This is a genomic window from Nonomuraea sp. NPDC005730 (assembly GCF_040630865.1).
Classification (GTDB): domain Bacteria; phylum Actinomycetota; class Actinomycetes; order Streptosporangiales; family Streptosporangiaceae; genus Nonomuraea.
On sequence record NZ_JBEXYK010000011.1, the window covers coordinates 41,500 to 61,609 of the forward strand.

Consider the following 20,110-nt stretch of genomic DNA (forward strand, 5'->3'; position numbering starts at 1 on the left):
CGAGGCCGCCCGCGACCGCCGGCCGGCGCGGCCAGGGCCGGTGCTCCACGGACGCGGCCGGCGCGGCCCTCGGCCAGTGCTCCACGGACGCGGCCGGCGCGGCCCTCGGTCAGTGCTCCACGGACGCCAGGTCGAGGGCACGCGGGGTGAGCAGCCAGACCACCAGCGCGCCGACCAGCATCAGCGCCGCCCCGGCCCCCGAGGTCAGCGCCAGCGAGTCGGTGAAGGCCGCCCTGGCCGTCTCCACCAGCCGCGCCCCCTGCGCCCCGAGGTCGGCGGCCACGTCGAGCGCGCCGCCCAGCGACTCGCTCGCCGCGCCCGCGCCGGGGCCCGCGTAGTTCAGCGCGTTCCGGTAGACCGCGGCCGCCACGCTGCCCAGCACGGCCACGCCGAGCGCCGCGCCCACCTCGTAGCTGGTCTCCTCGATGGCCGCCGCGCTGCCCGACTTCTCCGGCGGCGAACCGGCCATGATCACCGCGGAGGCGATGGCCAGCGCGCCGTTGCCCGCGCCGATCAGCGCCAGCGCGACGGCGACCGGCCAGTAGCCCAGCGGCTGCGGCGCCAGGCACACCAGCAGGAACCCCAGCCCCGTCACCGCGAGCCCGCCCGTCAGCACCACCCGGGCGCCGACGCGTTCGGCCAGGACCGGCGCGAGCGGCGAGGCGATCAGCGCGGCCAGCGCGGCCGGCAGCAGCCGCACGCCCGTCTCCAGCGGCGCGTACCCCTGGACGAGCTGCATCCACTGCGCGAGCAGCAGCAGCACGGCCGCCATCGCGATCGACGTGGTCAGCGCCGTCACCACGCCCGCCGAGAACGGCGCGCTGCGGAACAGTTTGATCTCCAGCAGCGGATCGGGCCTGCGCGCGCACCGCACCACGAACCAGCCGAGCGCGCCCGCCGCGACCACGGTGGCGGCCAGGGCGGCGGGCGAGGTCAGGCCGTCCTTGCCGAACGTCTTGACCGCGTACAGCAGCGCGGCCATGCCCGCCATCGACAGGACGGTCCCGAGCGCGTCCCACCGGCCCGGCCTGGGGTTGCGCGTCTCCGGGAGCAGGAGCAGCCCGGCGACGACGGCCGCCGCCATGACGGGCACGTTCACCAGGAACGCCGACTGCCAGGAGAAGTGCTCCAGCAGGAACCCGCCCAGGATCGGGCCGAGCGCCGCGCCCATCGCCGCCATCGCCGACCAGACGCCGAGCGCCCTGGCCCGCTCGCCCGGATCGGTGAACAGGTTCCGGATCATCGACAACGTGGACGGCATGATCATCGCGCCGCCCACACCGAGCAGCGCCCGTACGGCGATCACCTCGGCGGCCGAGTCGGCCAGCAGCACCGCCGTCGAGGCCACCCCGAACACGGTGAACCCGGCCAGCAGCATGCGCTTGCGCCCCCACCGGTCGCCGAGCGCGCTCGCCGTGACCAGCAGCCCGGACAGCACCAGCGAATAGGCGTCCACCATCCACAGCAGCTCCACCGAGGTCGGCCGCAGGTCCTCGGTGATCGCGGGAAGGGCGACGTTGAGCACGGTCATGTCCATGACCACGAGCAGCACGCTGGCCGACAGCACGGCCAGGCCCGCCCACCGCCGGCGCGCCGAGAGGCCGGTGGCCGTCATCACGACCACCCCCCGGCGCCCGCGCCGGCCAGGAACGTCTCCCGCAGCAGCCTGGCGACGTCCCTGCGGGCGACGTCGCCGCGTCGCAGGCTCTCCCGGACGGCCACGAGCAGGCCGTAGACCGTGTTGCTGATCCAGCGGGGAGGCAGGTCGGCGCGCAGCAGGCCGGCCCGCTGGGCGGCGGCGAAGAGCGCGATCTCGCGCTCCTCCAGCTCCTCCGAGCGGCGCAGCAGCTCCGGGTGCACGGCCATCGCGTAGTCGGTGAGGCCGAAGCCGTACTCGTCGGCCACCTCGATCCACCCCTCCAGCAGGGTCTCCAGGGCCGCGCGGAGCACGTGCGGGTCGTCGGAGGCGGCGGCGGCCGGCACGTCCGCGCGCACCTGGAGTTCGTGCCACCGGTCGTGCGCGCGGTGGCCGAGCGCCGTCATCAGCTCCTCGCGGCTGCTGAACTGCCGGTGGAGCGTGGCCCTGCTGACCCCCACCGCCTCCGCGAGCTGGGCCATCGAGGCGGCCGGATACTCGTTGAGGTGCTGGATCGCCGCGGTCATGATCTGCTCCCGGCTCACCACCATGAGACAACTCCGTCAAATATGAGACATCTACGTCTCAAGCTTACACCGGAGCCGGAGGGCAGCAGGCTCTCGCCCCGGCGGGATGGCGATGAAGTCGCAGGTGGCGCTAGGGTGCGAGCTGTGTCGATCGGTGACGCGCGCACGCGCATCCTGGACGCGGCCGAGGAGCTGTTCGCGGGCGGCGGCTACGAGGCCACGCCGACCGCGGTGATCGCCCGGCTCGCGAGAGTCCCCAAAGGGCTGATCTTCCACTACTTCCCGCGGAAGATCGACGTACTCGTCGCCCTCGTCGACGAGCGCACCCTGGTCGAGGAGGGCCGCGAGGTCGACGCCGTGCCCGGCGACCCGGCCGGCACGCTGGCCCGGCTGGCGCGCGGGCTGCCGCTGCGGGCCTCACCGGCGATGCGGCGCATCCTGTTCCGCGAGGCCGACACGCACGGCTCGGTCAAGGAGCGGCTCGGCAGGCTCAACGGCGAGCTGATCAGCAGGGCCAGGTTCGCGCTGGAGCTGGCGCTGCCCGGCACGCGCGGCGACGCGGCCCGCCTGGAGGTGGCCGCGGCGACGTTCGCCGCCGTGCTGCTCTACCAGGAGAACCTCTGCCAGCTAACCGGTCACCAGATCGACCCCGACGCCGTCGCCGAACTCATCGCCCACGCCCTCGGCTAGCAGCTCGTCGAGGGCGTCGCGCAGGTGGCCGAGCAGGCCCCACACGTCGTCCACGCGCTCGGGGCAGGCCACGATGCCGAAGTCGAGCATGCCGTCGTAGGAGAAGCAGGTGATGTTCACGCCGCCGGACAGGTCGGTCAGCACCGACAGCGGGTAGTAGGCCAGCACCCGGCCGCCGCACATGTAGAGCGGGAACTGCGGGCCGGGCACGTTGCTGATGATCAGGTTGATCGGCGGGAACGCCGTCCCGGCCAGCCGGAAGATCGCCGGGGTGGCCAGGCTGGTGACCGGCGCGGGCAGCAGCGAGCACAGCTCGCCGAGCCAGCTCGCCGGCGCGAGGGCGAAGCGCCGCTTGGCCCTGCTCATGGTCTCGCCGACCGCCCGCAGCCGATCCCCGGCGTCGGGTACGTTCGTCGGCATCGGCGCCACCATGGCCGAGATCTGGTTCCCGACCACGTCCGAGGCCCCGCCCGTACGCACCGACACCGGCACGGCCACCACCAGCGGCTCGGCGGGCAGCGCGTCCCGTTCGTCCAGCCACGACCGCAGCGCCGAGGCGCACAGCGTCATCACCACGTCGTTGACGCTGATGCCGTTGGCCTTGGCGACCTTCTTGACCTCCTTCAGCGGCACCGACCCGAACGACAGCTCGCGCCGCGCACTGATCGGCCCGTTGAACGGCGTGCGCGGCGCGGTCAGCCCCGGCAGCTCGGGGCGCTGCTTCTGGTCGCCGGTCACCAGCCGGGCGGCCCTGGCGATCGCCTGCGCACCGGGCAGCGCGCCGGCCAGCGGGATCGCGTCGAGGTCACCCGCGGCCCTGACCACCGAGCGGGCGGCGCGCACCGGATGGGTGAGCGTCCGCACGGCGGCCCCGGCCAGCATCTCCACCAGGCCCGGCGGGTCCTGCCGCGGCGGCGCCGGGCGCGGCCCGCGCTCCCGCACGCCCTCCGGGGTCAGGTCGAGCAGGGTCGCCAGGGTCTCCGCGCCCGACACGCCGTCGATGGCCGCGTGGTGCACCTTCGTGTAGACCGCGACCCGGCCGCCCGCCAGCCCCTTGATCAGGTGCATCTCCCACAGCGGACGCGACCGGTCGAGCCTGCGCTCGTGGATCGCGGCCACCGCCGCGGCCAGCGCGGCGTCGTCGCCGGGCGCCGGCAGCGTCGTCTCGAACAGGTGGTTGGCCAGGTCGAAGTCCGGGTCGGCACACCAGTAGGGACGGTCGAGCCCGAACGGCACCTCGACCAGGCGCAGGCTGAGCGCGGGGGAGAGGTGGACGCGGTCCAGCAGCAGCTCGGCCAGCGCGTCCCGGTCCACCGCGCCGCCGGCCGGGTCGAGGACCGCCAGCCCGGCGACGTGCGCCGCGGTGGTCTCGGACTCGACATGGAGGAACTGGGCGTCCAACGGGGTCAGCTGGCGCATCTGCTCTCCCTTCTTCGTTGCGTTCTTCAACGGGTTCTTCGTCTTGTGCGAAAGCCTCGCACGGTGTCATTTCCGTAACGTTTCCGCGAGAGTCTTTCAGATGAAATGCACACCTCCGAACCACTTCCTGATGAACGGCCAGCTCAGCCGTGTTCGTGACACTTACCTATCCGTTGACCACCTGCACCGGATGCCGCACGACCGCGTCGAAGGCGTAGCCGAAGGGGTGCTTGGGCGTGCGCAGCGGCTGCGTGGCGCCGGTCTCGTCGGTGGCCCTGGCCATCAGCATGGCGGGCCCGGTGTGCTTCGGCGCCCACTGGACGTGCCACGGCAGCCACGCCCCGACCAGGTGCGGGCCATGATGCTCGGCCGGGTGCCAGGACTGCCCGCCGTCGAAGCTGACCTCGACCGCGACGATCCGCCCGCGCCCCGACCACGACCGGCCGCGCAGCACGTGCGGCCCCGGACGGCCGCGCCAGGCGTGCGGGCCGCGGATCGGCAGCCGGGCGTCCCAGGGCAGCTCGAAGGCGCTCTTCACGGGCTGCGCCGCGACGTCCCGGTAGAAGACGGTGTTCCACGGCGTGAACATCTTGCTGGTCGAGACCTCGATGTCCCCCACCCACTTGATGGAGGCGATCCCCACCCAGCCCGGCACCACCAGCCGTACCGGGAACCCGTGGTCGGGCGGCAGCGGCCGGCCGTTCATCTCGTACGCCACGAGCACGTCGTGCATCGCCTTGGCGACGGGCAGCGGGCGGCGGACGTGGCCGTGGTGCTCGAAGGGCGCGTCGAGGCCGGTGGGCAGCACGTCCACGGCCTCGGGGCGCAGGCCGGCCTCGGCGAGCAGGTGGCGCAGCGGCACGCCGCGCCACCTCGCCACGCCGACGGCCCCCAGGCCCCACTGCGTGCCGGGCGCGGGGTCGCCCTGCTGGGTGCCGTAGAACGCGCGGCCGTTGCCGGCGCACTCGATGGCCACGTCGTAGGTGCGCGAGGGCATCGACAGCAGCTCGTCGTAGGTGAGGGCGCGCGGCCCGCGCAGCCCGGCGCCGTGCAGGTGGAGCTGCCAGCCGGCGGCGTCGATCAGCGGGGTGGAGGTGTGGTTCCTGACGAAGAAGCGGTCGTTCGGCGTGTGGTAGCCGACCCCGGCCATCGCCTCCCATCGCATCTCCGCGTTCCCGTCGTGGACCAGGAACAGCTGGTCGGGCAGCGGCTTGACGATCGTCGCCGCGACTTGCTTCATGGGAGCCACCTCTCGCAAGACGTATTTCCTACCTGGAAACCATTTAATCTCCTCGCGCTGTCTCCGCGTGCGCGTGCTTGCCGAATGCTGTCCCGGTCGTGGGACCGTTCCAGCCGTACCGAGACCTACCCAGCGGCACGGGGGCGGCAACCGTGCCTTTCGGGGTGGTTCGTCAGTGCGTCCGGACGAGGGCGGAGAAGGGCTCGCCGGCGTTGAGCCTGGTCACCAGGCCGAGCAGTCCGGCACGGCCGCCGTTCTCGCCCAGCCAGCGGCTCACCTGGCAGGCCGACCTGGCGTACGTGGCGGGGTCCGCGCTCGCCGTGCGCAGCCACTCCTCCAGCGTCACCGGCAGCGGCCCGGACGGCGCCACCAGGCAGCGGTCGGGCGCGGACTCCGGGGCCAGGTGACGCGGGTCGCCGGAGACCACCACCGCCAGCCCCTCGTCGAACCACTGCGGCACGTCAGCGGAGGAGGCGAGCCTGGCGTGCAGCTCGACGTGGGACATCTCGTGGGAGGCGATCACCGGGTCGAGGCCGCGCGGCGAGAGCATGACCGACCGGTTGAGCACCGCGACGCCGCGCTCCTGGCCGCCGCCGATGCGCCGGTAGCACGCCTCGGTCAGGCAGACGAGCAGGCCGGGTGAGCTCAGGCGGCCGCCGTAGAAGGTGGTGACCCGGCGGGCGGCCTGGTCGGCCACCTCGCCGACGTGCTCGCGCTGGGCGGGGGTGAGGCCGTCCTCGACGTGCACTCCCGGGCTCAGCTCGGTCAGGCCGTAGCAGCCGGGGCAGGTGGTGGCGGCGAGCGAGGGATAGGCCAGGGCGACCCCGCCGACGACGGCGAACAACAGCCCGGCCAGCGCGACGACGACGACCTTCCATACTCGACGTGCCCGGCGCCCCGTCCTGGGGCTCTTGGCGGGTGCGGCGGCAGGACCAGCCAACGGCCCGGCGGCCGGATCGTTGGTGGGATCGCCGGCGGCGGCGGCAGTGCCGGCCGGTTCGCCGGGCGGCCCGGCGGAGTCGGCGGCGGCAGCTGGTTCGCCGGGCGGCCTGGCGGAGTCGCCGGGGGTGGCGGCCGGATCGGAGTGCGGTCCGGCGGAGTCGGCGGGCCGGGGCGCAGAGGCCGGGTCCGGGGCCGCGGGGGGCGGGGGCTGGTTGTCCATCGCCGTCCAAGCTAGCGAAGCAGAAGGAATCACGCGCACACCCACCACCGGACGGCCCCTGCCACCCGCCACCACCGGACGGTCCCTCATGCCTGCCATTGGCAGGTGCTGCACACGCCGCCGGGCACGCCGCGCGCCGGAGGGGCCCTGCGTGCGCCGTCCGCGGGTGGGGTCCTGTGCGTGTCGTCCGCTGGAGGGCCCATGTGTACGCCGCTCGCCGGAGGGGCCCTTGCGTGGTGCTCGCCGGGTGCTGCGTGTGTGCGTTAGCCCCCGCTTCAGGGGGCACTTCCGCTCTAAGGTTGCGGCAAATGTCCCGATTTAGGGTGTTAAGTCCGAATCTGAGAGCAGAATTCTGGTGGATGCCCGTTCCTGGAGAAGGGCCGTGACCATCTGCGGCGGATGCCCCCGTCGAGGCTCGGGTGCGGCCCGCGCTGGGTGCGGGCCGCGCCCGACTCGCACCCCGACGCCCGCCGCCCGCGGGACGGGTGGAGGGTTAGCGGCCGAGGAAGGTGAGGAGGCGGTCGAGGGGCCAGGTGTTGATGACGTCGTCGCCCGTCAGCCAGGCCCGCTGCGCGATCCCGACCCCGAACCGCTGGTGGGCCAGGTGGGGGATCGCGTGCGAGTCGCTGTCGATGGAGAACTTCACCCCGTGGTGCTTGGCCAGCCGCACCAGGTCGGCCGGCAGGTCGGAGCGGTCGGGGTAGGAGTCGATCTCCATCGCGGTGCCCGTACGGGCGGCCGCCCGGAAGACGGCGTCCCAGTCGGCGTCGACCGGCGGCCGCTTGCCGATCTTCCGGGTGGTCGGATGGCCGATGATGTCGACATAGGGGTTCTCGCAGGCGGCGATGAACCGGCGGGTCATCTCCTCCCGTGACATGCCGAAGTGCGAGTGGACGGAGGCCACGCACACGTCGAACTCGCGCAGCACCTCGCCGGGCCAGTCGACCGACCCGTCGGGCGCGATGTTGAGCTCCGACCCGTGCAGGATGCGCATGTGCGGATACTGCTTCTGCAACTCCGCCACCCGCCCGCGCTGCTCCAGCGCCTTGTCCAGGGTCATGCGCTGCATGGCCAGGTCGGGCGCGTGGTCGGTGACCGCGTAGTAGGAGTAGCCGCGCGCGGCGCCGGCGGCCACCATGTCCTCCAGGGAGGCGATGCCGTCGGTGAGGTCGGTGTGGGTGTGCAGGTCGCCCTTGAGGTCGGCCAGCTCCACCGGCACCGGCAGCTCGCCGCGCAGCGCCGCCTTGACCTCGCCGCCGTCCTCCCGCATGGGCGGCGGCACGAACTGCATGCCGAGCGCCTCGTAGATGTCCTCCTCGGACTCCGCGGCGATCACCCGCTCGCCCTCGAACAGCCCGTACTCGGACAGCTTCCAGCCCTTCTTCACCGCCATCTCCCTGATGGCCACGTTGTGCTCCTTGGAGCCGGTGAAGTACTGCATCGCCGCGCCCCACGACCCGGCCGGGATCAGGCGCAGGTCGACCTGGACGCCGGAGGTCGTGCGGATCGAGGTCTTCTTCTCGCCCGCGGCGATCACGTCGGCGACGTAGGGCTGGGCGCGGAAGTCGGCCATGATCGACTCGGGCGCCACCGCCAGGATGTCGATGTCGCCGATCGTGTCCTTCATCCGCCGCAGCGACCCCGCGTACGCGACGCGCTCGGCCTTGAGCGAGCCGATGACCTGCTCGGCCAGGGCCATGGCGACGCCGATGTGCACCCGGCGGCCCGACTGCTCGAGCTGCTCGATGCCCTTGAGCAGGTTGGCCAGGGTCTTGGGGCCGAGGCCCTTGACGCCGTCGAGCCGGCCGGAGGTGATGGCCTCGCCCAGCGCCACCGTGGAGTCGATGCCGTAGTCCTCGAACAGCATGATGGCCGTCTTGGGGCCGAGCGTGGGCACCCGGGTGAGCCGCCGCACGCCCTCGGGCACGCGGCCCCGCAGGTCGTCGAGCTGCCGGAAGCTGCCGCGCTGGAGGAACTCCTCCATCTTCTTGGCGATGGCCTCCCCGACGCCGGGGACGCCGCGCACGTCGACCTCCGCGATGTCCTCGGGGAACCCGGCGATCGCCTTGGCCGCCTTCTGGTAGCTCCGCACCCGGAAGGCGTCGCCGCCGCTCAGCGCGAACAGCTCCGCGTATTCCTGCAGCGCCGCCGCCGCCTCCTCATTAGCCCGCATGCCCCTACCTTAGGATCTCCGACCGACAATCCCGGTGCTCAGAACCTGACCTCACGCGGCCGGTACGGCTCGGCCAGGAATGCGAGCTCCTTGTCCGTCAGCTCCACCCCGACGGCCGCCACGGCGTCGTCCACGTGACCGTCCTTGGTGGCCCCGACGATCGGCGCGGTGACGCCCGGCTGGCGCAGCAGCCAGGCCAGGGCGATCTGGGCCGCCGGCAGCTCCCGCTCGGCGGCGAGCTGGGCGACCCGGTCGAGGATGCGCCGGTCGTTGTCGGGGTCGTACAGGAAGTCGATGCGCGCGTCGGAGCCGGTCCTGGCGGTCGCGGCGGCCTGCGGGCCCGCCGCGCCCGCCCTGGCCAGCACGCCGCGCGCGAGCGGGCTCCACGGGATCACGCCCACGCCCTGGTCGGCGCAGAGGGGCAGCATCTCGCGCTCCTCCTCGCGGTAGAGCAGGTTGTAGTGGTTCTGCATCGAGACGAACCGCGTCCAGCCGTTGGCCTCGGCGACGTGCTGGGCCTTGGCGAACTGCCAGGCCCACATCGTGGACGCGCCGATGTAGCGGGCCCGGCCCGACCTGACCACCTCGTGCAGCGCCTCCATGGTCTCCTCGATGGGCGTCTCGTCGTCCCACCGGTGGATCTGGTACAGGTCCACGTAGTCGGTGCCGAGCCGGGCGAGCGAGGCGTCGACGGCCGAGAGGATGTGCTTGCGCGACAGGCCGCCGTCGTTGGCGCCCCGGCCCATCGGGAAGTAGACCTTGGTGGCCAGCACGTAGTCCTCGCGGCGGGGGAAGATCCGGCGCAGCACGGCGCCGGTGACGACCTCGCTCCGGCCGCGGCTGTAGATGTCGGCGGTGTCGAAGAACGTCACGCCCGCGTCGGCGGCCCGCCGGATGATCGGCTCGGCCTGCTCCTCCGGCAGCGCCCATTCCTGGCGGGCCGGATCGCCGTAGCTCATCATCCCCAAACAGATGCGAGAAACTTTCATACCTGTGGTGCCAAGTCGCATGTAATCCATACCGACACCCTATGACTGATATGAACTGCCTAACCCCTTGTGGGGTGGGAAGTCAGCGTGTCCGGAAGCGGCCTCGGTCTTTACATAAGGTGGCCGTGTCAGGTCGATTAGAGGAACGAGGGAGCGGTGAGCGCACTCGCCACGCGTACTGTCCCGTCACGTCAACCGCACACCGGGGGTGAGGTGGACGCCACAGACCGTGGCCCGGCGCCTCGATTACGTTCCAAGGCACACGTCCTGGCGTCTCTCGGCTGGGCCGGCGGGCTCGGCCTGGCGGCGGGGGGAGTCGGGCTGGTGATCCCGGTGCAGGCCGGGCTGGCCGGGTCGGGGCTGGTGGTCGAGGGGTCGGTGGCGCTGGCCGTCCTGCTCACGCTGCACGGCAGGTTCGTCCTGGAGGAGCCCGCGCGGCGCGCCGGCTCGTGGTGGCTGGTGGCCGTCCAGGCGTGGCTCACGTACGTGCCGCTCGCGGTGCTCGGGCCGGCCTGGACCCCGGTGTGCGGGCTGCTGGCCGGCGCGCTGCTCGTGGTCGCGTCCCGGATCAGGTCGGTCGTGCTGGTGGCGCTGGCGCTGTCGTGCGGGCCGGTGCTGCTGGCCGCGCCGGGCTCCTGGCAGGTCGAGCCGGTGTGGGCGCTGGTCACCCCCTTGATCGGCGTCGTGGAGTTCGCGCTGCTGAGCCTGCTGGCCCGGGTGCGCCGGCTGTCCGGGGCCCGTACCGACGTCATGCGCCAGGCCGTGACGCTGGAGCGCCGCCGCTTCACCCGCGACCTGCACGACCTGGTCGGGCACCGGCTGACCGTCCTGACGCTGAAGGCGCAGCTCATCCAGCGGCTGGTGGCCGAAGGCGACGAGAAGGCCCGGCAGGAGGTGGGCGAGACGCTCGAACTGCTGCGCGACCTGTCGGCCGACGTCCGGGCCGTCGCGCACGGCCGCCTGCGCAGCTCCTCGCTGGCGGCCGAGCTGGGCTCGGCGCGGGCGCTGCTGGAGTCGGCGCGGGTGCGCTGCCAGATCAGGGTGGCCTGCCGTGACCTGCACCCCGACGTGGAGGAGGCCCTCACACACGCGCTGCGCGAGGGTGTGACGAACGTGCTGCGGCACGCCGAGGCCGGACAGTGCTGGATCCAGCTCATGGAACGCGACAACGTCGTCCGCCTGTCCATCAGGAACGACGGCGTCCGCCCGCCGCGCCGGCCGGGAGACGCCGGTCAGGGCCTGCTCAACCTGGCCGAACGCGTCTCGGCGCTGGGCGGCTGGCTGGAGGCGTCCACGTCGCGCAGCGGGGAATTCTCGTTCAGTGTTTATGCCCCGCGCATATAATTACCTTTTGTGAAAAACGCATCAAAGCGCATTCCATAGCCATATATGGCTTATGTTGCGTGTTACTAGTCCGACCCGGCGCGGGTGCGGCAGGCTCTAAGCACACCGCCTCGGAGGGCCGCGCCAAATGGACAAGTACGAGCTCTACTGCCTTGTGGACCAGTGTTTCTACGACACTCCCGACCACAGCACGGCGGCGGACGCCGACTTCGCCCACCTGCGCCGGCCCGTCCCCGACGGCTGGGCCCACGACCTCAGTGACACCTGGGCGTACTACATGCCCACCGGCGAGGCGCCCCTGCCGACCCAGGGCTGGAAGATCCACGTGTCGGCCCGCGTCGAGGACGCCGAGAAGGTCGTCGACACCGTGTGGGACTACTGCGTGCCCCGCGGGGTCGCCTTCAAGTTCCTGCGCGGCCCGGCGGTGCTCGTCATGGTCAACTCCAAGGCCGCCTCCCGGGCGTCCAGCGGCAAGCTGGTCACCATCTACCCCCGGGACGAGGGGCAGCTCGAACTCGTGCTCAAGGAGCTCGACGAGCTGCTGCGCGGCGTCGAGGGGCCGTACATCCTGAGCGACCTGCGCTACGGCGACGGGCCGATGTTCGTCCGGTACGGCGGGTTCGCTGAGCGGCACTGCCTGTCCCCCTCCGGGGAGCGGGTGCTGGCCGTCGAGGACGGCGACGGCGAGCTGATCCCCGACGTGCGCGGCGCGACGTTCTCGGTGCCGCCCTGGACGACGCTGCCCGAGTTCCTCGAACCCCACCTGGCCGCGCGCAACGCGGTGACCATGGAAGGGCTGCCGTACCGGATCGAGAGCGTGCTGCACTTCTCCAACGGCGGCGGCGTCTACCTGGCCCGCGACACCCGTACCGGCGAACAGGTGGTGCTCAAGGAGGCCAGGCCGCACGCCGGCCTCGACGTGGCCGGCCGGGACGCGGTCGCCAGGCTCGAACACGAGCGCGACATGCTGCGCCGCCTGGCCGGCCTGCCCGCCGCCCCCGAGCTGCGCGACTACTTCGCCATCGGCGGCCACCACTTCCTCGTCCAGGAGTTCGTGGACGGCACCCCGCTCCAGCGGCGGCTGGTGCACCGCTTCCCGCTGACCCGGGCCACCTGCGACGAGCAGGACCTCGCCGACTACACCGCCTGGGCCACCACGACGGTGGAGAGCGTCGAGGAGGCCGTCGAGTCGCTGCACGGACGCGGTGTCGTCTTCGGCGACCTGCACCCCGACAACATCCTGCTCACGCAGGACGGCCGGGTCGTGCTCATCGACTACGAGGTCGCCACCCTCGCCGCCGACCGGGCCAGGGCCGCGCTGGCCCATCCCGCCTTCGCCGCCCCACGCGACCGCCACGGCGTCGAGGTCGACCGGTACGCGCTGGCCTGCCTGCGGTTCGCCCTGTTCGCCCCGCAGTGCACGATCATGCTGCCGATCCACCGGCCGAAGATCGTCCATCTCGCGCGGATCGTCAAGGAGACCTTCCCCGTCCCCGGTGCCTTCATGGACACCGCCGCCGCGACCATCGCGGGTGACCAGGCCGTGGAGACCCCCGTGCCGATACCGGGGACGGCCACCTGGGCCGAGCTGCGGGAGGCGATGTGCCGGGCCATCCGGGCCGCCGCGACCCCCGAGCGCGACGACCGCCTCTTCCCCGGCGACGTCGCCCAGTTCAAGCCCGGCGGCGGCCTCAACGTGGCGACCGGCGCGGCCGGCGTGCTGCTCGCCCTGTCGGCCACCGGCCTCGGACCCTTCCCCGAGTACGAGACCTGGCTGCGCGAGCGCGCCCTGCGTCCCGCCGCGGGCTCCGGCATCGGCCTGTACGACGGCCTGCACGGCATCGCCCACGTCCTCGACCGGCTCGGGCACCGCCAGGACGCGCTCGACGTCGTCGACATCGCCCTGCGCGAGCAGTGGGACCGCCTGGAGACGGCCCTGTTCTCCGGCCTGTCCGGCATCGGGCTGAACCTCCTGCGTCTCGGCCGGACCGAGCCCGCCCTGACCGGGCACGCCATGCGCGCGGTGGACATCTGCGCCGACCGCCTCGGCGGCCCCGAGGACGTGCCCGAGATCAGCGGCGGCAACAACCCCAGAGCCGGCCTCATGTACGGCTCGTCCGGCTCCGCCCTGCTCTTCCTGCACGCCTACGAGCACACCGGCGACCGGGCGCTGCTCGACCTGGCCGAGATCGCGCTCAGGCAGGACCTGCGGCGCTGCCGGGCCTCGGAGGACGGCTCGCTCCAAGTGAACCAGGGCTGGCGGATGCTGCCCTACCTGGACGAGGGCTCCGTGGGCATCGCCATGGTGCTCAGACGTCATCTCGCGCACCGCGACGACGACGAACTCGCCGCCGAGCTGGACCGGCTCAAGCTGGTCGCCCGCGCCGGGTTCTTCGTCCAGCCGGGGCTGTTCACCGGCCGCGCGGGCATCATCGCGGCACTCGCCGGCGATCCGGTGGCCCGCGAGCTGATCAAGGGGTTGAGCTGGCACGCCATGCCGTACGGCGGCGGCCTGGCCTTCCCCGGCGACGGGCTGTTGCGCCTGTCCATGGATTTCGCGACCGGTACGGCCGGCGTGCTGTTCGCCCTCGGGGCGGTGCTGGGAGACCAGCCGGCACGCCTGCCGTTCCTGGAGGCCGCACCAGAGCGGCCTGCGCATGATCAACCGCGGAAGGAGGTGTAAGAACATGGTTCTTCTCGACCTGCAGGGTCTGGAGGCTCCCGCGGCCAGCGACGTGGCCAGCGGCGGCAGCTCGCTCACTGCTCTCACGTGTCACTCGGGTCACCCGAGCAACCTCAGTGTCGCTCTCTGCCACTGATAGCTGTCAGGGTCCCCGCGCCGTTTCGTGGTGGCGCGGGGACCTCCCGAGTCTGAAGGAGGCCGGCAGGTGGGACCGGGAGACCGCCTGGTGACGGACGCCGTACGGCGCTGCGGCCCGTGGCCCGCCGTGCTGGCGGTCACCGCCGTCGCCGGCGCGGCCGGTGAGCTGGCCGTCCCGTTCCTCGTCGGCCGCACAATCGACCTGCTCCTCGTCCGCTCGCCGGACGCCGCCACCGCCCTGGCGCTGTGCGCGGGCGTGGTCGCCGTGGTGGTGCTCTGCGAGAGCCTCGGCGGCTGGGCCAGAGGGGCGAGCAGCGCGTACGCGGCCGCCCGGCTGCGGCTCGGCGTGCTGCGGCACGTGCTCGGCGTCGGCCGGGCCGCCACCCGCCGCTTCCCCGAGGGTGAACTCGTCACCCGGGCCGGACTGAACGCCGAGGAGGCCGGACGGGCCCCCGAGACGGTCACCGGCGCCCTGGCCCTGCTGGTGCCGACCGTCGGCGCCCTGGTCGCGCTCACCCTCATCCATCCGCTGCTGACCCTCACCCTCGCGGCCGGCATCGTCCTCATCGTGTTCGTCCTGCGGGCCTTCCTGCGCGCCACGACCGTCATCTCCGGCGGCTACCAGGAGGTCCAGGGCGAGATCGCGGCCCGCCTCGTGGACGCACTCGACGGCGCCCGCACCATCGCCGCCGCCGGGACCGCCGGCCAGGAGGCCCGGCGCGTGCTCGCGCCCCTGCCCCGGCTGCGCGCGCACGGCATGGCCCTGTGGCGCGCGAACGCCGCCGCCGGGGTCCGGTCGGGGCTGATGATCCCGCTGCTGGAGGTCGCCGTGCTGGCCGCCGGCGGGTTCATGCTGGCCGCCGGGCGGCTCACCGTCGGCGACCTGTACGCCGCCGCCCGCTACGCCGCCCTCGGCGCCGCGCTCAGCACCTCGCTCGGTTACGTCGGCGGCCTGGCCAGGGCGCGGGCCGCCGCCGCCCGCGTCGCCGACGTCCTCACCCTGCCCCCGGTCCGGCACGGCACGCGCGCGCTGCCGTCCGGCCCCGGCACGGTCGAGTTCCGCGACGTCGCCGCGGACGGGCTCACCGTGGGCGACCTGACGATCCCCGGCGGCACGGTCACCGCCGTGGTGGGACGGTCGGGCTCCGGCAAGTCCCTGCTGGCCGCGCTCGCCGGCCGGCTGGCCGACCCCGAACGCGGGGACGTGCTGCTCGACGGCGTCCCGTTACGTGAGCTGACCCGCGACGGCCTGCGCTCGGCCATCGGCTACGCCTTCGAGCGGCCGGTGCTGGTCGGCGACACCGTCGGCGAGGCGATCAGCGCCGTCCCCGGCTCCCAGGCGGGACGGGAGGCCGCCCTGGCGGCACGTGCCGACGGGTTCGTCCGCCGGCTGCCCGCCGGTTACGACACGCCGCTGGCCGAGACCCCCATGTCCGGCGGCGAGCGGCAGCGGCTCGGCCTGGCCAGGGCGTTCGCGCGGGGGGATCGGCTGCTGGTGCTCGACGACGCCACCTCCAGCCTGGACACCGTCACCGAACGCGAGGTCAGCCGGGCGCTCACCGGCGACCCCAGGGGCCGCACCCGCCTGATCACCGCCCACCGCCTGGCCACCGCCGCCCGTGCCGACCAGGTCGTCTGGCTGGAGGAGGGCCGGGTGCGCGCCGCCGGCCCACACGACGTGCTGTGGCGCGACCCCGCCTACCGGGCCGTCTTCCAGGAGGCCCGCCCATGACCCCCGCCGCCGGCGTCTCCGCGGTCACCGACGCGCCGGCCGGGTTCCGGCGGGCGCTCGTCCGCGACCCACGGCGGCTGGTCGCCATCCTGCTCTGGTCGGTGCTGGAGGCCGCGCCCGCCTTCCTCGTCGGGCACGCCGTCGCCCGCGCCATCGAGGACGGCTTCGCCCGCGCCAGGCCGCTGACCGGGCTGGCCTGGCTGGCGGCGCTCGGCCTGGCGTGGCTGGTCTCGGCCGTCGGCGCCCGCCAGGTGGTGCTGGCCGTGGCCGCCGTGGCCGAGCCGTTCCGCGACGACCTCCTGACGCGGGTGGTGCAGGGAGCGCTGCGCCGCCCGCTCGACGAGCGGCCCGACAGCGCGGCCACCGCGCGGGCCGGGCTCCAGGTCGAGCTGGCCAGGGACGCCTTCGCCGCCGTCGTCACCACGGTCAGGGGGTTCGCCTTCACGCTGGTCAGCGTGGTGCTGGGGCTGCTGACACTGGCGCCGGGCACGCTCGTGCTGGTGCTGCCGCCGTTCGCGGCCGGGCTGGCGTTCTTCCTGGCCTCGCTGCCCGCGCTGGCCCGGCGGCAGCGCGCGTTCCTGCTGGCCGACGAGGAGCTGGCCCGGTCGATGACCGCGACGGCCGCCGGGCTGCGCGACATCGAGGCGTGCGGCCTGCAGGACCGCGAGGACGAGCGGCTGGCCCGCCAGGTCGGCGCGCAGCGCGACGCCGCCCGCGCCCTGGCCAGGGTGACCGCGGTGCGCACCGCCGCGCTGGCCGTCGGCGGCTGGCTGCCCGTCGTCCTGCTGCTCGCCGGCACGCCCTGGCTGCTCGACGGCGGCGCCCGGCCCGGCGTGATCGTCGGCGCGCTCGCCTACGTCACCCAGTCGCTGGCCCCCGCGCTCGGCGGGCTCGTCCAGGGGCTCGGGGTGAGCGGCGTGCGGCTCGTGGCCACGCTGCGCCGCATCGCCGCCGCCGCGCCGCCCCAGCCGCCGGCCCCGCCCAAGGTCCGCCCGTCCGGCGGCGGCGTCACGCTCCGGTCGGTCTCCTTCGCCTACGGCCCGCACTCGGCGCCGGTCCTGGACCGCCTCGACCTCACCGTCCCCGAGGGCGACCACCTGGCCGTCGTCGGCCCGAGCGGCGCGGGCAAATCGACGCTCGCCGCCCTGCTCAGCGGCATCCTGCGGCCCGGCGAGGGGGAGGTGCTGGTCGGCGGCGTCCCCGCCGACCGGGCCGACCCCGCCGCCCGCGTGCTGATCCCCCAGGAGGCGTACGTCTTCCGCGGCACGCTGCGCGACAACCTCGCCTACCTCGCGCCCGGGGCCGGCCGCCTGGACGAGGCCGTGGCCGCCCTGGGCGCCACGGACCTGATCGAGGGCCTGGGCGGGTACGACGCCACGCTGGACCCGGCGGCGCTGTCGGCCGGGCAGCGCCAGCTCATCGCCCTCGTCCGCGCCCACCTGACACAGGCCCCGCTGGTCATCCTGGACGAGGCCACCTGTCACCTGGACCCCGCCGCCGAAGCCCTGGCCGAGAACGCCTTCGCGGCCAGGGGCGGCACGCTCATCGTGGTCGCGCACCGCCTCACCTCCGCGCTGCGCGCCCGCCGCGTCCTGCTCATGGACGGACCCCGGATCACGATCGGCACGCACGACGAGCTGATCCGGGTCTCGCCCCTGTACGCCGACCTGGCCGGCCACTGGCAACCGGAGCCCGTGTCATGACATTTGCAGACGAGTACCCGCCCGCCGAACGTCAACCGGTCACCGACCGCCTCCACGGGCGCGACATCCCCGACCCGTACCGCTGGCTGGAGGACCCCCTCGACCCGCGGACCGGGGAGTGGCTGGCCGCGCAGGACCGGCTGTGGCGGGAGGCCGCCGCGCGCCTGCCGGACCGCGAGCGCTTCCTGGCCAGACTCACCGAGCTGAGCGTCACGGGCCTGGTCACCCCGCCCGTGTGGCGCGGCGGCCGGCGCTTCCACCTGCGGCAGACCGGCTGCCAGGAGCACCCGGTCCTGTACTGCGACGACCGGCCCTTCCTGAACCCGGCCGACCGCGACCCCAGCGGCCTGACCACCCTGGACGACTGGCAGCCCGACCCGCAGGGCCGCCTGGTCGCCTACCAGATCTCGCGCAGCGGCGACGAGAAGGCCGACCTGTACGTCGAGGAGGTCGACACCGGCAAGCTGGTGGACGGCCCCATCGGCGGCTGCCGCTACTCGCCGGTCGCCTGGCTGCCCGGCGGCGAGGGCTTCTACTACGTGCGCTTCCACGAGGGCGTGCACCTGCACCGGCTCGGCGTCCCCGACGACGTCCCCGTCCTGACCGGCGGGCCGGTCTCCTACGGCGTGCAGCTCAGCGCGGACGGCCGCTGGCTGACGATCTCCGCGGGCGGCACGGCCGGCAACTCGCTCTGGCTGGCGGACCTGGCCGGCGGCGACCCGGCCCGGCCGGAGCTGCGGGTCGTCCAGGAGGGGGCGCACGTGCGCACGGCGGGCGCGGTGGCCTCCGACGGCCGCCTGTACCTGCTCACCGACCGCAACGCCCCCCGGCGCCGGCTGTGCGTGGCCGACCCGGCCGAGCCCGAGGTGTGGCGCGAGCTGGTGCCCGAGGACCCCCAGGCGGTGCTCGGCGCGTTCACCCTGCTGGACGGCGACCGCCTGCTGGTCTCCAGGACCCGCCACGCGGTCGGCGAGATCGCCGTGCACGACGCCAGGACGGGGGAGCGGCTGGGCGAGGTGCCGCTGCCCGGCAGCGGCTCGATCGCCTCGCTCAGCTCCCGCCCCGAGGGCGGCCACGAGGCCTGGTTCACCTACACCGACGCCGTCACCCCCGCCGAGATCTGGCGCTACGACGCCCGCACCGGCGCCGCCGGCCTGTGGGCCGCCCCGCCCGGCCGCGTCGCGCTGCCCGACGTGAAGAGCCACCACGTCGAGTACACCTCGGCCGACGGCACCCCCGTGCGCATGGTCGTGGTCGCGCTCTCCTCCGGCTCGGGCCCCCGCCCGGCGATACTCAACGGGTACGGCGGCTTCGGCATCCCCCTCATGCCCGGCTACGCGGCCGACTCGCTGGCCTGGGTGGAGTCCGGCGGCGTGCTGGCCATCGCGAACCTGCGCGGCGGCGGCGAGGAGGGCGAGTCCTGGCACCGGGACGGCATGCTGGAACGCAAGCAGAACGTCTTCGACGACTTCGTCGCCGCGGCCGAGAAACTGGTCGCCGACGGCTGGACGACCCCGGAGCAACTCGGCATCTGGGGCGAGTCGAACGGCGGCCTGCTCGTCGGCGCGGCCCTCACCCAGCGCCCCGACCTGTTCGCCGCCGCCGTCTGCTCGGCCGGGCTGCTGGACATGGCCCGCTACCATCTCAGCGGCCTCGGCCCGTCCTGGACCGGCGAGTACGGCGACCCCGCCGACCCCGACCACCTGGCCTGGCTGATGGCCTACTCGCCCTACCACCACGTCCGGCCGGACGCCGGCTACCCGGCGACGCTGTTCACCGTCTCGGCCGCCGACACCCGGGTGGACCCGATGCACGCCCGCAAGATGTGCGCGGCCATGCAGTGGGCCCAGCGGGCCCAGGGCGCCGGTTCGCCTCCCGTCCTGCTGCGCCACGAGCGCGACGTCGGCCACGGTGCCCGCGCCGTCAGCCGGTCCATCGCCCTCGCCGCCGACGTCCTGGCCTTCCTGGCCGCCCACACCCGGCCCTGAGCGGGCGGAGGTGGGCGGAGGGAGGTCAGATCCAGCCGGACTCGCGGGCGATGCGGATGGCGTCGATGCGGCTGCGCGCGCCCAGCTTGGACGTCGTCCGGCACAGGTAGTTCCGGACCGTTCCCTCGGCCAGGAACAGCGACGCGGCGATCTCCCCGATGGAGGCGCCGTCGGCCGCCGCGCCGATCACGTCCAGCTCGCGGGGGGTGAGCGGCGGCTCCTCGGGGCGCATGGCCGCGATGGCCAGCTCGGAGTCGATGACCCGCTCGCCGTCGGCGACCCGGCGGATGGCGTCGGCCAGCCGCTCCGGCGGCGCGTCCTTGGCCATGAACCCCCGTACGTGCACCTCCAGCGCCTGCTTCAGCAGCCCGGGGGTGCCGACGCCGGTCAGGATCAGCACGCCGCAGCCGGGCAGCTTGTCGTGCAGTTCACCGGCGGCGGCGAGCCCGTCCATGCCCGGCAGGGCGATGTCGAGCACCGCCACGTCCGGACGGCACGACTGGGCGGCGGCCAGGATGCGGTCCCCCCGCTCGACTTCGGCGACGACCTCGATGTCCTCCTCGTAGGCCAGCAGCGCCACGAGCGCCCCTCGTACCAGGTTCATGTCCTCAGCGAGCAACGTTCGAATCACCATGGGGTCCTTGCGGTCGACCAGGCTTGCAACGTCCTGCGGGCGACTCAATCCT

General features: G+C 73.8%; 15 protein-coding genes. 7 read left to right on the forward strand and 8 right to left on the reverse strand.

Annotated features, from left to right (window positions below):
- Positions 1 to 109: 109 nt before the first annotated feature.
- Together ABZ444_RS16475 and ABZ444_RS16480 are read right to left on the reverse strand one after the other, a co-directional pair.
- The gene (locus tag ABZ444_RS16475; RefSeq protein WP_357996808.1) at positions 110 to 1,615 is read right to left on the reverse strand and encodes an MFS transporter; all 1,506 of its coding nucleotides are present in this window, start codon (positions 1,613 to 1,615) and stop codon (positions 110 to 112) included.
- Positions 1,615 to 2,187 (reverse strand): TetR/AcrR family transcriptional regulator, encoded by a 573-nt coding sequence (locus ABZ444_RS16480; protein ID WP_357996811.1) that lies wholly within the window; start codon positions 2,185 to 2,187, stop codon positions 1,615 to 1,617. The genes ABZ444_RS16475 and ABZ444_RS16480 overlap by 1 nt, the downstream gene beginning before the upstream one ends.
- Positions 2,188 to 2,307: 120 nt before the next feature.
- Here ABZ444_RS16480 and ABZ444_RS16485 point away from each other — a divergent pair, with 120 nt between their 5' ends.
- The gene (locus ABZ444_RS16485; protein ID WP_357701039.1) at positions 2,308 to 2,853 is read left to right on the forward strand and encodes a helix-turn-helix domain-containing protein; all 546 of its coding nucleotides are present in this window, start codon (positions 2,308 to 2,310) and stop codon (positions 2,851 to 2,853) included.
- Here the strand turns inward: ABZ444_RS16485 and ABZ444_RS16490 are convergent.
- From ABZ444_RS16490 to ABZ444_RS16510, 5 genes are all read right to left on the reverse strand, one after another.
- On the reverse strand, positions 2,791 to 4,272 hold the full coding sequence (locus ABZ444_RS16490; protein WP_357996814.1) for a wax ester/triacylglycerol synthase family O-acyltransferase: 1,482 nt from the start codon (positions 4,270 to 4,272) through the stop codon (positions 2,791 to 2,793). The genes ABZ444_RS16485 and ABZ444_RS16490 overlap by 63 nt on opposite strands.
- A 166-nt stretch (positions 4,273 to 4,438) precedes the next feature.
- On the reverse strand, positions 4,439 to 5,512 hold the full coding sequence (locus ABZ444_RS16495; protein WP_357996817.1) for a sulfite oxidase: 1,074 nt from the start codon (positions 5,510 to 5,512) through the stop codon (positions 4,439 to 4,441).
- Positions 5,513 to 5,684: 172 nt separating this feature from the next.
- Positions 5,685 to 6,674, reverse strand: a complete 990-nt coding sequence (locus ABZ444_RS16500) for a hypothetical protein (protein ID WP_357996820.1) — start codon at positions 6,672 to 6,674, stop codon at positions 5,685 to 5,687.
- Between the two features lie 493 nt (positions 6,675 to 7,167).
- Complete coding sequence (polX, locus tag ABZ444_RS16505; protein ID WP_357996823.1) at positions 7,168 to 8,847, reverse strand: DNA polymerase/3'-5' exonuclease PolX; 1,680 nt, start codon at positions 8,845 to 8,847, stop codon at positions 7,168 to 7,170.
- A gap of 38 nt (positions 8,848 to 8,885) precedes the next feature.
- Positions 8,886 to 9,866, reverse strand: coding sequence for an aldo/keto reductase (locus tag ABZ444_RS16510; RefSeq protein WP_357996826.1), 981 nt, complete (start codon positions 9,864 to 9,866; stop codon positions 8,886 to 8,888).
- Between the two features lie 294 nt (positions 9,867 to 10,160).
- On the opposite strand from ABZ444_RS16510, the gene ABZ444_RS16515 reads away from it, so the two are divergent.
- From ABZ444_RS16515 to ABZ444_RS16540, 6 genes are all read left to right on the forward strand, one after another.
- On the forward strand, positions 10,161 to 11,180 hold the full coding sequence (locus tag ABZ444_RS16515) for a histidine kinase (protein WP_357996829.1): 1,020 nt from the start codon (positions 10,161 to 10,163) through the stop codon (positions 11,178 to 11,180).
- 127 nt (positions 11,181 to 11,307) lie between these two features.
- Complete coding sequence (lanKC, locus tag ABZ444_RS16520; RefSeq protein ID WP_357996832.1) at positions 11,308 to 13,863, forward strand: class III lanthionine synthetase LanKC; 2,556 nt, start codon at positions 11,308 to 11,310, stop codon at positions 13,861 to 13,863.
- Between the two features lie 4 nt (positions 13,864 to 13,867).
- Positions 13,868 to 13,999, forward strand: a complete 132-nt coding sequence (locus tag ABZ444_RS16525; protein WP_352327332.1) for a SapB/AmfS family lanthipeptide — start codon at positions 13,868 to 13,870, stop codon at positions 13,997 to 13,999.
- 69 nt (positions 14,000 to 14,068) lie between these two features.
- Entirely contained in the window at positions 14,069 to 15,733 is a 1,665-nt protein-coding gene (locus tag ABZ444_RS16530; RefSeq protein WP_357996835.1) for an ABC transporter ATP-binding protein, read from the forward strand.
- Complete coding sequence (locus ABZ444_RS16535) at positions 15,730 to 17,436, forward strand: ABC transporter ATP-binding protein (RefSeq protein WP_357996838.1); 1,707 nt, start codon at positions 15,730 to 15,732, stop codon at positions 17,434 to 17,436. Before ABZ444_RS16530 ends, ABZ444_RS16535 begins: the two co-directional genes overlap by 4 nt.
- A complete protein-coding gene (locus tag ABZ444_RS16540; RefSeq protein ID WP_357996841.1) occupies positions 17,433 to 19,424 on the forward strand; it encodes a prolyl oligopeptidase family serine peptidase in 1,992 nt (663 codons plus the stop codon). Before ABZ444_RS16535 ends, ABZ444_RS16540 begins: the two co-directional genes overlap by 4 nt.
- A 25-nt stretch (positions 19,425 to 19,449) precedes the next feature.
- On the opposite strand, the gene ABZ444_RS16545 is transcribed toward ABZ444_RS16540, so the two are convergent.
- On the reverse strand, positions 19,450 to 20,058 hold the full coding sequence (locus ABZ444_RS16545; protein WP_357964475.1) for a response regulator transcription factor: 609 nt from the start codon (positions 20,056 to 20,058) through the stop codon (positions 19,450 to 19,452).
- Positions 20,059 to 20,110: the final 52 nt, after the last annotated feature.